The sequence below is a fragment of the Clostridium arbusti SL206 genome, assembly GCF_000246895.1.
In the GTDB taxonomy this organism is placed as follows: Bacteria; Bacillota; Clostridia; order Clostridiales; family Clostridiaceae; genus Clostridium_I; species Clostridium_I arbusti.
On sequence record NZ_BAEV01000006.1, the window covers coordinates 13,898 to 27,937 of the forward strand.

Annotated in this window: 11 protein-coding genes and 1 pseudogene; 5 read left to right on the forward strand and 7 right to left on the reverse strand. The window is 30.6% G+C overall.

The genetic code is table 11. The features are described 5' to 3' along the window. Window positions 1-12: 12 nt before the first annotated feature. On the reverse strand, window positions 13-843 hold the full coding sequence (locus RH99_RS02160) for a methyl-accepting chemotaxis protein (protein ID WP_010233551.1): 831 nt from the start codon (window positions 841-843) through the stop codon (window positions 13-15). A gap of 406 nt (window positions 844-1,249) precedes the next feature. On the opposite strand from RH99_RS02160, the gene RH99_RS02165 reads away from it, so the two are divergent. Beyond that, the gene (locus RH99_RS02165) at window positions 1,250-1,759 is read left to right on the forward strand and encodes a flavin reductase family protein (RefSeq protein WP_010233552.1); all 510 of its coding nucleotides are present in this window, start codon (window positions 1,250-1,252) and stop codon (window positions 1,757-1,759) included. A 61-nt stretch (window positions 1,760-1,820) separates the two neighbouring features. Here the strand turns inward: RH99_RS02165 and RH99_RS02170 are convergent, their stop codons facing one another. Together RH99_RS02170 and ftsH are read right to left on the reverse strand one after the other, a co-directional pair. After that, window positions 1,821-3,950: a HelD family protein gene (locus RH99_RS02170; protein WP_010233553.1), complete on the reverse strand. Its 2,130-nt coding sequence runs from the start codon at window positions 3,948-3,950 to the stop codon at window positions 1,821-1,823. After that, window positions 3,929-5,767: an ATP-dependent zinc metalloprotease FtsH gene (gene ftsH, locus RH99_RS02175; protein WP_010233554.1), complete on the reverse strand. Its 1,839-nt coding sequence runs from the start codon at window positions 5,765-5,767 to the stop codon at window positions 3,929-3,931. The genes RH99_RS02170 and ftsH overlap by 22 nt, the downstream gene beginning before the upstream one ends. 476 nt (window positions 5,768-6,243) lie before the next feature. On the opposite strand from ftsH, the pseudogene RH99_RS18435 reads away from it, so the two are divergent. From RH99_RS18435 to hydG, 4 genes and pseudogenes are all read left to right on the forward strand, one after another. Beyond that, window positions 6,244-6,363 (forward strand): annotated as a pseudogene (locus RH99_RS18435) (IS607 family transposase); the annotation flags it as partial. Beyond that, on the forward strand, window positions 6,347-7,471 hold the full coding sequence (locus RH99_RS02180; RefSeq protein WP_010233555.1) for an RNA-guided endonuclease InsQ/TnpB family protein: 1,125 nt from the start codon (window positions 6,347-6,349) through the stop codon (window positions 7,469-7,471). The pseudogene RH99_RS18435 and the gene RH99_RS02180, both read left to right, overlap by 17 nt. A gap of 162 nt (window positions 7,472-7,633) precedes the next feature. Continuing rightward, window positions 7,634-7,879: a TM1266 family iron-only hydrogenase system putative regulator gene (locus tag RH99_RS02185; RefSeq protein WP_010233556.1), complete on the forward strand. Its 246-nt coding sequence runs from the start codon at window positions 7,634-7,636 to the stop codon at window positions 7,877-7,879. Window positions 7,880-8,073: 194 nt separating this feature from the next. After that, window positions 8,074-9,486 carry a [FeFe] hydrogenase H-cluster radical SAM maturase HydG gene (gene hydG / locus RH99_RS02190; protein WP_010233557.1) on the forward strand — a complete coding sequence of 471 codons (1,413 nt, stop codon included), beginning with the start codon at window positions 8,074-8,076 and terminating at the stop codon, window positions 9,484-9,486. A 295-nt stretch (window positions 9,487-9,781) separates the two neighbouring features. Here the strand turns inward: hydG and RH99_RS02195 are convergent, their stop codons facing one another. From RH99_RS02195 to RH99_RS02210, 4 genes are read right to left on the reverse strand one after another with little or no spacing between them, the layout of a single operon-like run. After that, the gene (locus RH99_RS02195) at window positions 9,782-10,702 is read right to left on the reverse strand and encodes a ketopantoate reductase family protein (protein ID WP_010233558.1); all 921 of its coding nucleotides are present in this window, start codon (window positions 10,700-10,702) and stop codon (window positions 9,782-9,784) included. After that, window positions 10,699-12,447, reverse strand: coding sequence for a MutS-related protein (locus tag RH99_RS02200; protein ID WP_010233559.1), 1,749 nt, complete (start codon window positions 12,445-12,447; stop codon window positions 10,699-10,701). The genes RH99_RS02195 and RH99_RS02200 overlap by 4 nt, the downstream gene beginning before the upstream one ends. A gap of 58 nt (window positions 12,448-12,505) precedes the next feature. Further along, window positions 12,506-13,093 carry a DJ-1/PfpI family protein gene (locus RH99_RS02205; RefSeq protein WP_010233560.1) on the reverse strand — a complete coding sequence of 196 codons (588 nt, stop codon included), beginning with the start codon at window positions 13,091-13,093 and terminating at the stop codon, window positions 12,506-12,508. A 33-nt stretch (window positions 13,094-13,126) separates the two neighbouring features. Further along, the gene (locus RH99_RS02210) at window positions 13,127-13,840 is read right to left on the reverse strand and encodes a flavodoxin family protein (RefSeq protein WP_010233561.1); all 714 of its coding nucleotides are present in this window, start codon (window positions 13,838-13,840) and stop codon (window positions 13,127-13,129) included. Window positions 13,841-14,040 lie beyond the last annotated feature (200 nt).

The following is a 14,040-nucleotide window of genomic DNA, read 5'->3' on the forward strand; positions in this document are numbered from 1 at the left end:
CTATTTTTAATTCTATAGTTCTTTTGCAAGTTCGCTTAAAATCTGTGCATTAGCGTTAATTTCTTCTATAGATGCTGTGATTTCTTGAAAGGCTGATGATTCTTCTTCAAAAAAGGATCTGGACTTATTAACTCCCTCTGATATATTTAAAACACCATTTCCTATTTCTTTCAATACTGAATCAATCTTTTTTATTGACTCACTGCTTGAATTAGATAACTTCCTTATTTCTTTGGCAACAACACTAAATCCTCTGCCTGCTTCACCAGCTCTTGCAGCTTCAATTGCTGCATTTAATCCAAGTAAATTTGTCTGATTAGAAACCTGTTTTACAAAACTTACTATTTCATCTGTATTTTCTGTAGTTTTAGTTGCTTTTTTAACCTCTTCCAGTATATTTTCATTTGAATATAATAAGTCTTGAGATTTCTTTGCTATATCCTGTATTCCCTTAGATATTTCTTTTAAAGAGTTCGCTAGATTTTGTGAAAATTCGTTTACTTTCAATCTCTTTTCCACACTCTTTCCAGTTACAATGGCACCAATAACTTTTTCATTTTCATCCTTTATTGGAATTGCATAAGATTTAAAAGGTACCCCATAAGCTTCTTTTGGGACATCTTTTATTATAGTTTTACCTGTTTTAAGAGCATCATAGATTGCACCTTTTTTAGAAACAGGATCTCCCACAGTTGCATTGATAGGCAGTTTTTCATTTTCAATCACATCTATGAATCTTTCAGTATCCGTTATTGAAAAGGCAGCTTCATCATCAAAAATTATTTTTAGATAAGGCATTACTGTAGAAAAAGCTTCTAATATTTTATTGTTTTTATCTTCCATAATAGTTCTCCTCGTATAGCTAATTTATTTATGTTGGTAATTATAAAGATTCATATAATTTATTAGAGTTTGTATTTCTAATTTAAACTCTCTATATTAGATTCTATAGATAAGCTTTTAATTTACTATAAGGCATCTTCAAATAAATAACTAGTCAGTATGCTAGTATATTTGACTTACTATTTATTTTCATATGCCTTATTATTCAGTTATACTAATTATAGTACACTTACAAAAAAACGCATACTTTATTTACCTTTTTCGTTATGTTATATTGTAAATAAAGATGTTTTACAAATAATATAAAATTATAGACTACATTATTTATATGTAGTCTATTTATAAATAGCCATGACAAGGGGCTTACAGTACCTTGTACACTAGATATAATTTGGAGGTATATATTATGAGTGATTTTTATGAAATCTCACCTGAGCAGCTTGATAAAAATATATTTAATCTTATAGGAAAAGATTGGATGTTAGTTACAGCTGAAAAGGATGGTAAAGTAAATACAATGACTGCTTCTTGGGGTGGATTTGGAGTAATGTGGGGTAAAAATGTTGCTAACATTGTAATCAGACCTCAACGTTTTACTAAAGAATTTATTGATGCTTCAGATACATTTTCTCTTACTGTTTTAGATGAGAGCTTTAGAAAACAACTTACTTATCTAGGTACTGTATCTGGAAGAGATGAAGACAAAGTATCAAAAAGTAATTTATCAGTAGTTCATTCTGATGACACACCTTATTTTAATGAAGCTAGCGTAGCAATAATATGTAAAAAACTATATGCTCAAGAGTACAAACCTGAATGCTTCACTGATAAAAACATTGATGGAAAATGGTATCCAGATAAAGATTATCACACTTTATATATTGGAGAAATAACAAAAATACTTATTAAAAAATAGTTATTAAATACTATAAAAATGCCGTAAGATTGAATTCAATCTTACGGCTTATTTTATAATTTTAATATTTCACCACTGCCAGCTCATGAAGAGCTCTTGTAGCCATTACATACATAAATTTATCTTTTTCACTGTAATTCCTGTCCTCAATAATTATAACTGCATCAAATTCAAGTCCTTTAGCAAGATAAGATGGTATTATAACTGCTCCACCTTGATAGATAATGTCTTCTCTATCTATAACCTTTAAAGAGTTCTTTTTACCCAAAATCTTTCCGTACTTTTCAGTAATGTCTAGATTCCTGCAAACTACGGCTATACTGTCAAAGTCTTTTTCCTTGTATTCTTTAATAAGATTATTTACTTTCTCCTCAAATTCATCTTCTGACTTAACTACAAGCTTTTTAACAGGCTCGCCACTTCTCACTAGAGGAACTATTGTATCCTCTCCAAGGAATTTATTGGCGTATTCCATTATTTCCTTAGTAGATCTATAGCTTTTATTTAGCTTAAAATGCTCTATTTCTATATCATCTATAAAGTTTTCAAGTGAGTTAAAAGGTAGTATATCACCTTCTAGTGGTATGAGTCTTTGATTACTGTCTCCAACAATAGTCATACCTTTGCAATCTGTAAGGTCCTTTATAACTTTTAGTGCCAATTTACTATAGTCCTGAGCCTCATCTATAACTACGTGCTTTATTTCACTGTCAATAGTTAAACCTTCAAACTTTATAGAAAGATATAACAACGCAGTTAAATCATCCATAGTATATGGTTTCTCACTACTTAGTTTTGTGTATAATTCTATTATAGAGGGCTCTTCCAGCCAATTAAGACCTTTTTTTACATCTATAAGTACCTTTATAGCTTCTCTAATTTTAAGTTTTCTCTTATAATCTAAAGAAGTACCTTGAAGCCTTAACTCATCTTTACTTAGCCCACTTATAGACTCTTGATAATCCTGTTCTATTTTTCTAACTACACTATCTCTTTCATCTTTAAGCCTTGAAAAAATAATTCTCTTAAGCTTTTTAACTCTTCTAAATAGTGGAATATTACTATAATATTTTATATACATTTCTTCAACTTCTGCTTTTGAAACCACCACTTTATTATTGTAAACTACATCTTGTAGCGCATAATAATTTTTTTCCACATCAGCTATTAAATTATCAAGGTCTACTATGAATTTATCGCTATTTTTATAGGTAACATCTTTAATAAAATCACTGTCACCCTTTAAAATTCTCTCCATATATTCCTTAGTAAGCATGATATCACGCTGTCTTATGTCTAAAAGTTCTATAGCAAATTCTCTGTAGGTTTTTTGATTAACTCCTACTTCACCAAGGCTTGGCAGCACGGAAGATATATATTCCATAAATATAGGGTTAGGCCCTAAAATAAGCACCTTATCCTGAAGAGTTTCCCTATTGTTATACAGAAGATAGGCTACTCTATGTAGTGCTATAGTAGTTTTCCCACTGCCAGCAACACCATTCACCACTACCATTTTATTTCTTGGCTGTCTTATAATATTGTCCTGCTCCTCTTGTATGGACATTACAATATCCTTAAGTTTTTCTTCTGCATTTTTGCTAAGTACAAGCTGTAATATATCATCTTTAACATCTACAGAGGAATCAAATAGTCCAATAAGCTTTTTCTTCTTAATAATATATTGTCTCTTTTTAATTACCTCTACCTCAACTTCTCCTAAAGGCGCTGTATATTTATTTGGGCCAAGACTACTTGTATAAAATAGTGAAGAAACTGGAGCTCTCCAATCTACAATCAAAGGTTCATAGGCTCCATCCGGAGTAACACCAAATCTTCCTACATATATCTTTTGATCCTCATCCTCTTCTTTAAAATCCACTCTTCCAAAATAAGGGGATAATTCTAATATTGTAAGCTCTTTTAATCTCTTATCTATAGTTTTAAAGGCCTCTTCCTTTACAAACCTTTCATGATCAAAATACTCTATTATCTTATCTTCATCATCTTCAAAGTCTTCTATATTCTTTTTTCTGCTGTCAAGTATATATTGAGTTATATCTTTTCTCTTTTCTATATAATTCAGTATTTCTCTGTTTATTATATCTATTACGCCAGCAAGTCTTGTTTTTTCCTCTTGAAGTTCTACCTCTTCATTTCTTTTATCCTCTACATATCCTGTTCCTTCCAAGTCGAACTCTCCTTTACAAGCTTCATGAATTCATCACCCATTAATGTTTCTTTTTCAAGAAGCACACCTGATATACTTCTGAGTAATTCTATATTATCCTGTAATATATTTTTTGCTTTATCATGTGCTGTTTTTATTATGTTTAAAGTTTCAGTATCAATCAATGTAGAAGTTTCTGCACTACAATTTTGTACTGGTCTTCCATCTAAATATCTATTTTCTACTGATTCCAGTGCCATCATATCAAATTTATCTGTCATACCGTATATAGTTATCATGTTTCTAGCTATCTTAGTTGCTCTTTCAATATCATTTGCCGCACCGCTGGATATACTGTTAAACTGAACTTCCTCAGCAGATCTACCACCTAGTAAAACCGTAATTTCATCTAGCATATCGTCCTTTGTTACAAGGTATTTTTCTTCTTCTGGAAGCTGCATAGTGTAACCTAATGCACCCATAGTTCTAGGTACAATAGTAATTTTGTGTACAGGGTCTGTATGCTTTAATAATGCTGCAACTAATGCATGACCTGTCTCGTGAAAAGCCACTTCCTTTTTTTCTTTATCAGAAAGAATTCTATCTTTTTTCTCTTTACCTGCTATTATAACCTCTACTGCTTCTTCTAAATCATCTTGAGCTATTTCTTTTCTTCCACTTTTAACAGCTAAAAGTGCTGCTTCATTAACAATATTGGCAAGATCCGCTCCTACTGCTCCTGGAGTTGATTTTGCTATTGCTAACATATCCACCTCATTAGAAATTTTAACACCCTTTGAGTGCACTTTTAATATGGATTCTCTCCCCTTTAGGTCTGGTCTATCCACAATTACTCTTCTATCAAATCTACCTGGTCTTAAAAGTGCCTTGTCAAGAACCTCTGGTCTATTTGTAGCTGCTAAAATAACTACACCTTTTGATGAATCAAAGCCGTCCATTTCTGCCAAAAGCTGATTTAGTGTCTGCTCTCTTTCATCATTTCCACCGCCAATAGCATTATCTCTACTCTTACCTATAGCATCAACCTCATCTATAAATACTATACACGGCGCTTTTTCCTGTGCCTGCTTAAATAAATCTCTTACTCTAGATGCACCCATTCCAACAAACATCTCTACAAAATTTGAACCTGACATAGAGAAAAATGGTACCTTAGCTTCTCCTGCTACTGCCTTAGCAAGAAGTGTTTTACCCGTTCCTGGAGGGCCTACAAGTAATGCTCCCTTTGGAAGTCTTGCTCCTATCTCAGCATATTTTTCAGGATAATGGAGAAAATCAACTATTTCAATTAGAGATTCCTTAGCCTCCTCTTGACCAGCTACATCCTCAAAAGTTACCCCCGTTTCACTTTCTGCATAAAGCTTTGCATTGTTTTTACCAAAGGACATAACCCCGCTGCCTAGCTTTTTATCTATTCTGCCAAATAAAAATCTACCAACTATCAAAAATATAGCTATTGGAAGCACCCAAGTTACAATAAAATTCTTTATAGGATCATCATTTCCTGAAGGTACTGTTATTTGTGCTCCTGAATCTTTAAGTTCTGTTTTTAAATCTGGATCATAAAGTCTTCCTGTATACAATACTTTTTTATTTATCCCACTATTATCATTAGGTATTATTGTTATTCTAGTTGGAGTAACCTGAACCTCTGATATCTTTTTCTGTGCTAATAAATCAAGGAACTTGTTGTATGTTATTTGTTCAGTTTTTATACTCACAAGCAAATAGTTTAATATAAGTACTAAAATAATAACCCCAATGGAATAGTATGCTGCATACTTAAATTTCTTATCGCCGAAATTATTGTTAAACATTAATCATTCTCCCCTCCATTTCATACTACTAAGTTTATCACTAAATAGCCCTTTTTTCTATTACGGTTTTTTTAATAATTTCAATAATATAATATATAATACTTTTTGTATTTACTCAATAGATTATTATACATATAAAAATAAATTTTTTACCTTCTATTGATATATTAAATTGTTTATGAGAAAATAGTTTTAGATTCAATTTACGAGAGCATTCTTTTAAATTGGATATATTATTAGTATGATTTCTGATTGCAAAGTAATTCTGAGCAAAAGGAAGGAGATAAAGATACGTATATTTTACCTTCCTATTTTTTTGAGGAAGTTTTTTTGTTTTGTTAAATTTTATTGTTTAGTATTGATCATATGTGAAATAGTGCATCAAATATTATACTAATATAGTTATAGTGCCCGTTTATTTTTCTGCAAACAACTCATGAAATTAGAGGGTGGCAACAGTTAAAGAAAACTTATAGGAATTAGTTGAGGATTTAATCCAAATTGTTACGGTTTTTAGCTGTAGATTACAAGGTAAACGTGCTAATAAAGCCAAGAAGATGATTAAGGAGCTGTTGGAAAATGATACTGGGGAATAAAGTTAGATTATTTCCAACTAAAGAACAGGAGCAGAAATTATGGCAATCAGTAGGTACTGCAAGATTCATTTATAATTGGACACTTGCAAGACAAGAAGAAAATTATAAAAATGGTGGCAAATTCATATCTGATAGTGATTTAAGAAAAGAGATAACTATTTTAAAGAAAACAGAAGAATTTAAATGGCTGAGTGGAGTATCTAACAATGTTGCTAAACAAGCTGTTAAAGATGGTTGTGAAGCTTACAAGAAGTTCTTTAAGAAATTAGCTGATAAGCCAAGATTTAAGAGCCGAAGAAAGTCAAAGCCGTCGTTTTATAATGATAATATAAAACTAAAAGTTAAAGATAACACAGTATTAATTGAAAAGGTTGGTTGGGTTAACATCAAAAGAAATGCTATTCCTATGAATTGTAAATATTGCAATCCAAGAGTAAGTTTTGATGGAAAGTATTGGTTTATATCTGTAGGAATTGAAAAAGAACAATCAATAGTAGAATTGACAAATGAGATCATAGGAATTGATGTAGGCATTAAAGATTTAGCTATATGCTCCAATGGAATGGCATTTAAAAATATTAATAAAACAAAAACTGTAAAGAAACTTGAAAAAAGGCTACGTAGATTACAGCGTAGGGTATCTCGCAAATACCTAAAAAATAAAGAAGGGAGTAAGTTTGTCAAAACAAGTAATATTATAAAAATCGAAAAGCAGATTAAATTACTTCACAGAAAATTAGCTAATATAAGAAGTAATTATAATCACCAAGCAACGAATATGATAGTGAAAACCAAGCCATCAAGAGTTGTTATGGAAACACTTAACATTAAATGTATGATGAAGAATAAACATTTATCAAAAGCTATTGCAAAACAGTGTCTATATGAGTTTAAAAGACAAATGCAATATAAATGTGAGTTCAATGGAATTGAATTTGTTGAAGCTGACAAATGGTATCCATCATCAAAGACTTGTAGTGAGTGTGGTCATATAAAAACTAAGCTTTCATTATCTGAAAGGACATATATCTGCGAGAAATGTGGTTGTGTTATAGATAGAGACTATAATGCAAGTATCAATTTATCAAGATATGAATTAGTAGTTTAATCACTTAAACGATACTACTAATATGTACCATTCGTTGTATGGGAATTTAAGCCCTAGGAGTGTTATATCAAACGAAAGTAGCTCATGCAAAATCGGACACGTTGAACAGGGAATTAAACAAGATTTATAGATTTTTATAGATTTTTGGCAACGGTGAAGCTTTTGGATAAAAGATTAGGTGTCATTGGAATTATAGTTAATAATATAGAAAATTCTAAAGAAGTCAATGATGTTCTTCATAATTTCAGTGATATCATCGTTGGGCGTATGGGTATACCCTACAAGGAGAGGAAAGTATCTGTTATATCCTTAATAGTAGATGGTTCTATGGATGATATAAGTGCCATGACTGGGAAACTTGGAAACATAAAGAATATAAGCGTAAAGTCAGCAATCTCTAAGAAATAACAATTAATGTTAGTATTGCGTTAATTTTAAAATAAGTCTCAAAACTTGATATGCTATGTGTATCTACGATATCCCTCGCTGCATAAAGAAGATCTACTAATACACACATCATACCAATGAGACTTATTTTAAAACTGGAGATTTATAACTTTATGTTACTGTTACAAAATCTAAAATTAACTGGAGGCAATTAAATGAATATTGAAAAAGCAGATTTTATAGATGATAAAGTTATAAGAGAGCATATGGCTAAAGGCTCAGAACTTTCTAAGGATAAAAATTATATTGAAGGACTTATAGAAAAGGCTTCTAAAGCTCATGGATTGACTATAGATGAAGTTTCCGCTCTTTTACATGTGGAAGATGATTCTTTACTGGATAAAATGTACAAAGCTGCAATAAAGATTAAGCAGCAAATTTATGGAAACAGAATAGTAATGTTTGCTCCACTTTATATAAGTAGTTATTGTGTAAATGGCTGTGAATACTGTGGTTACAAGTGTACAAATAAAGAAACAAGAAAAAAGCTTACAAAGGAAGAGCTCATTCAAGAAGTAGAACTTATTGAAGATCTTGGTCATAAGAGAATAGTCCTTGAAGCTGGTGAAGATCCAGTAAATTGCCCTATTGACTATGTAACTGACTGCATGAAAACTATCTACAGCGTAAAGAAAGATAATGGATCCATAAGAAGAATTAATGTAAACATAGCAGCAACTACTGTAGAGGACTACAAGAAATTAAAGGCTGCAGGAATCGGTACTTATACCCTTTTCCAAGAAACTTATAATAGAGAAACTTATGCAAGACTTCATCCAACAGGCCCAAAACATAACTATGATTATCACACTACAGCTATGGACAGAGCCATAGAAGGTGGCATTGATGATGTTGGTATTGGTGTTCTTTATGGACTTTATGATTATAAATACGAGACTATAGGAATATTCTTACATTCAAAACACCTTGAAGAAAAATTCAACGGTGTAGGACCACATACAATATCCGTTCCAAGACTGAGACCTGCTGAAGGAGTTACTTATGAAAACTTCCCTTATTTAGTTTCAGACCATGACTTTAAAAAGCTTGTGGCAATAATAAGACTAGCTGTTCCCTACACTGGAATGATCATCTCCACAAGAGAAGAACCAAACTTCAGAGAAGAAGTCATAGCTGTTGGAATTTCCCAGGTAAGTGCTGGTTCTTGTACAGACGTTGGTGGCTATGAAGATGAATACGGAAACAAAACTACTCCTGCTTCTTCACAGTTTGTTGTAAGTGATCACAGAACTCCTATTGAAATATTGAAACTTTTATGTAAACAAGGCTACATACCAAGTTACTGCACAGCCTGTTATAGACAAGGCAGAACTGGTGAAAGATTCATGAGTCTTGCTAAAGCTGGAAATATCCACAACTGCTGTCTTCCAAATGCTATTATGACTTTTAAGGAATTCTTAATAGATTATGCTGATGATGAGTTAAAGGAAATTGGTGCCAAGACTATAGAGAAAAACCTAAAGGATATAACTTCTGATAAAGCAAGAGAAGAAACTTTAAAAAGATTGGATAGAATAGAGGCTGGAGAAAGAGATCTTTATTTCTAACATAAAGCCTTATTTATAAATTATAATCCACACAAATTTTTATATAATAAGGTATGTGAAAATAAATAACAAGTCAAAGATGCGACGTATATTTTGAATTATACAAGGAAGCAGAACCTTATGATAGTGGTGCTATCATAAGGTTCTGTTAACGTAGTATAATTCAAAATAGACTAGTATACTGACTAGTTATTTATTTGAATATGCCTAAAAGCACTATGAACTTAATTAAAGCTAATTTCATAGTGCTTTTATTATTTTTTAATATCATAGATTATTAAAAGTGAGTATTATGTTAATTTTCATTATATCCAAAATGCTCTGCTATCTTACTATAGCTCGGAACACTAACACCATATTTTTTAGCAATTCGTACCACATCAAATATCAGTTCTTCCTTCTCACTTTTCTTACCTTTCTTTATATCTTTGTGCATGGAAGCTGTTATATCTGGAGCAAGTCCTACTAAAATATTTAGGTTTTCTTCTACTAAATTACAAGTTAATTTAATCTTTGACATATCAGCAAGTTCTTCTAATTCTTTAAGAAGTGATATAAACATATCACGATATTTACCCTTTTTCTGTACTTCACCTACTACAACATCAAAATATACACAAGTTGATGCAAGGGCAGATGTAAATGAAAACTTTCTAAAGGTATCACGTTTTATATTATCTGAAATAACTCCTTCAATATGACATTCTTCAAGATCTGCTTGTATTTTTCCTAGTAAATTCATATCAACTTTTGTATTCTCCATAGGTCCAAAGACAATACGGAATATCATATCCCCTTGAGTAATTTCACCAGGTGCTGATACATATCCGCTGACATAAATACAACCATCTAGTACAGTTATATCCGGCAAAGCTGCTGCTAACTTTTCACCAGCAGTTAAGGTATTTAAGATGGGAATTACAATTGTTTTCTCATGAGAAGTCTTTCTTATTGTGGGAATAATATCATCTATTGAATATCCCTTAACACATACAAATATTACATCAAACTTCTCAAGTTCTTCGCTTCCATCGTAAGCTTTAACATTTTTTAGCTTTATATCACCATCTTTTGTAGAATGAAGAATAAGTCCCTTTTCTTTCATAGACCTTAAATGAGCTCCTCTAGCAATAAATATAACGTCTTTTCTACCTTTAGCAAGATAACCTCCAATACATCCACCAGTACCGCCTGTTCCTATTATTAAATATTTCATAATATAGTCCCTTCCTTACTTAAAATATGTTTATTTATTTTTTCAATAATTTCCTTGGGATAATCAAGCATTCTCAGTAATTTCACTGCATTCCCACTTCTACATACCCCTTCTCTTAATTTATAATCAAAAATCATTTCCTGTTTATTTATATCTTCCATAAAATAGAAAAGGTCATATTTATACTTTAATTCATCTGCAAGCTCCATATCATGTGTAGCAACTATTGCAAGAATATTATTTTTTTCAAAATAGTTTAATATTTCTATAGATGCATTAACTCTTTCAATAGGATTTGTTCCCCTAAACACTTCATCAATCACACAGAGTGTACTATAATTATCATTTTTTTCCTGTATTATTTTAAGTATGGCCTCAGCTTCTCTAAAATAATAACTTTTACCACTTATTATATTATCTTTTGGACTTATAGAGGTCATGATATTAAAAAAACTAGTGATGTAGTTAGAAGCTATTACGGTATATATACTTTGAGCTAGTATAGCATTTACTCCTATCGTTCTTAAAAAAGTAGATTTTCCTGACATATTCGAACCTGTTAGAATTATACCTTTATTATCCATAGTAATTGAATTTGATACAGCTTTTTCTAGGATAGGATGTATAATATCTTCAGCACTAACATATCTACTTTTATTTGTAAAATTAGGATTACAGTAATTATTTAAACTGAACCTATAGGAAGCTATAGATAAAAAAGCATCTAATTCTCCAATACTTATATAGATTTTTTTTAAATCTTCCTGGTGTTCCCTTATGATTTTTATGCAGGAAAAAAATTGATTTTCTTTGATTAAAGAAATCATATAGAATAATTCAGTAAGAGCATCAGCTGTACCCTCTATTCTTTCAACTTGATAAGCTTTTTTACTTATAGCTCTTACTGATTTTATACACTGCTTAAATGTTTCTTTATAACCTTTTAATTCTTCTACATCTAATTTAGAAATTTTATTTGATATGTATATTAAATTATTTAAATATCCAATAGAAGAAGCATACATATAAATTTTATTTTTAAGTTTAGTATGTACTAATATATTTATAGCCATAAATAATATGTATATACCAATCATTACCTTTATGTCCCTAAAGGCAAATATTATTATTAAGGATATCATATAAGGCATAATACTCAAAATTCTACATATTGGTTTTAATCTAAGATCAACATCTATGTCTTCCCATAACAATTCTGGTATATCGATTTTATCTCTTCTATTTATTTTTATAAGTTCCACTACTAACATTTCTCTTGATTTTTTATCTTTTTCAAATAAACTTATAATTTTATTTCTATCCTTTAAAATCATCTCATCAAATATTGGAATTCTAAGTATCTTATATAATACCTCTTCCCCTGGAGAAGTTACTGTTCTGTCCATAAGAGAAAAAACCTCATCCATAGTAAGATCACTCCAAGTTTGATCATCCAAATAAAAGTCATTTTCAGATCTTATATAATTGAATAAACCTCTTATATTATTAAAATTTCTTTTTCTCTGTACTCTCTTTCCCCATTTACTAATGAAATTCTTAAATGTTTCTTTTAAAATTAAAATTCGCTTCACATATAATAATATTAATAGTAAACATACCAAAGGTATTAATAAAGAAAGATACTTATAACTGATATATATACCAAAATTAATGATTATTATTCCCGCAAAAGCTATTATTAATGTAAATATATTTGATAGAGAATTGATGAATCTCTTTTTCAAAACAAATACCTCCATAATATATGTTAATGCTATCAATGAATCTTATTTAGATTAACTTTCATATCTTAAATCCCATTATTTCTCTTATATAATCTGATTTTTCCTTAGATGTTAAAAGCTCAAGTAATTTTAAAGCCACATCCATAGCAGTTGAAGGATTCCATGAAGTTATTATATTGTCATCTATTACTATAGGTTCATTAATTACATTAACTCCATATCCTCGTAGTTTTTCTTGTCTAATATCGTTTTTCATATTATAGGTTGTAGCAGATTTTCCTTCTAATATTTTGCTTTTTCCTAGTGGAAAAGCTCCTACACAAATTGATGCAATTAATTTATTTTTATTGTAAAACTTCCGAATAAGTCCAAGAAACTTTTCATTATACGCATCTTCATAAAATCCATACTCTTCAAATCCTCCTGGAATAGCTAGTGCCGCATAATCATCTACATTAACTTCATCAATTATTATGTCCGTAGTTACCATTAAATTAAAAGTACTTTTTATATGTTTTTCTAATCCACAAGTAACAACTTCTGTAGTACCATCTCCATCAATAAGATTCCATCCCATAACATCTATAAATACGCTTGCTTCATAGGTTTCAAAACCTTTAGCTAATAATAATAAAACTTTTTTCATTGTTAATCTCCTCCCTATTGACCTTCATTTTAGTCAGAATGGACTCTTTCCGCCACTTATCCATCCTTTTTCTTTCCAGTATATCTTGTCAGGATTGCTATCAGGATATTTTGAAATCATAATTTTCATAGCTGTGAATAAAATTTTGGTGAAAACTCTTGAATGTATATGCTTTCTCTTTTTCATAACCTTATAAAACTTCTTTGCTTTTTTCACTAGAATATCATTGAATTTCTTTTGTTTTTTTTGTTTCATCTCATGCCAACTTATTGCAAACATAGTAAAACCACATTTATATATTCTTCTAACACCCCAATAGCTGAGGCTTCTTGATATTGTTTTTATGGCATTGCCGGTGCCAGCTCCAGCTGTAGTGGATATTACCATTGCAACTTTAGAAAACATCTCTTTCCTTGGTCTATGAGGTATATACATATAACCAAAATGGTCTAGCAGTGCCTTTATTTGTGCATTTTCAGCCAAAACATATACTGGAGAAGTCATTATAATTCCATCTGCTTCTCTCATAGCCTTTTCAATAGGTTGTATATACTGTGCGTGTGGGCAATTTTCCTCACCATTCTCAAAACAATTAAAACAACCACAGCAAAAATGAGGCATATCCTTTGGAAGAAAAAACTCAACAAATTCCACAGCACCATTTTTCTGTAATTCTTCCTTAAATATTTGCGTTGCATTATAAGTATTTCCTTTTCTTGGGCTACCATTGATTATACAAACCTTCATTTTCAATACCGCCTTATATATATATTTGTTTGCCTAATTTACACTGCAGTCCATATTTATTAATATACAGTTAGATTATAATTTGCTAATGTTTTGTAACGCTTTATTAGAAGATTCCGAACTAACTAAAATATTAGTTATAATTTATGATATGTTTCATCGTATCTGATGCAACGAAAACTTTAAAATATCGTTTAACC